The 575-nt window shown below is 53.9% G+C and carries 1 protein-coding gene; it reads left to right on the top strand.

Annotated features, from left to right (window positions below):
* Window positions 1-575: AMP-binding protein (locus tag C5470_RS22195; RefSeq protein ID WP_166291948.1), on the top strand; the 575-nt coding region annotated here is incomplete at both ends.

The following is a 575-nucleotide window of genomic DNA, read 5'->3' as shown; positions in this document are numbered from 1 at the left end:
GGCGCTGGCGCACACCCCGGACAGGCCGGTTGGGGCGTTAGATATTCTGCCGGCCGCGGAACGGACCTTGTTACTCACCACCTGGAATGCCACGGAAACGCCGTATCCTGAAGACTTATGTATCCATCAGTTATTTGAACGGCAGGCAGCGACAACCCCGGACGCCATTGCTTTGGTGTATGAAAATCAGTCGCTCAGTTACGCGGAACTCAATGCCCGGGCGAACCGGCTGGCACATCAATTAATTACGCTGGGGGTCGTGCCCGACCAGTTAGTGGCGATTTGTGTCTCACGCTCACCGGCCATGGTGGTCGGGATATTGGCCATCCTGAAAGCCGGTGGGGCGTATGTCCCGCTGGATCCGGCTTATCCCGGTGAGCACCTGATCCATATTCTTACTGATGCCAATCCAGTTATTGTGTTGGCGGATGAAACTGGACAGTCCTCCTTGGGAGAAAAGGTATTGGTAGAACGTCAGGTGTTGAATCCGAATGCCGTATTTGAACAATCAAAGAGTAACCCACAGATAACCACATTGACATCACGGCACCTGGCTTATGTCATTTACACCTCGG

This window comes from Photorhabdus stackebrandtii (genome assembly GCF_011189495.1).
GTDB classification, from domain to species: domain Bacteria; phylum Pseudomonadota; class Gammaproteobacteria; order Enterobacterales; family Enterobacteriaceae; genus Photorhabdus; species Photorhabdus khanii.
Note: the sequence above shows the minus strand (reverse complement) of the source record. Positions and strands in the feature narration are given on the sequence as shown.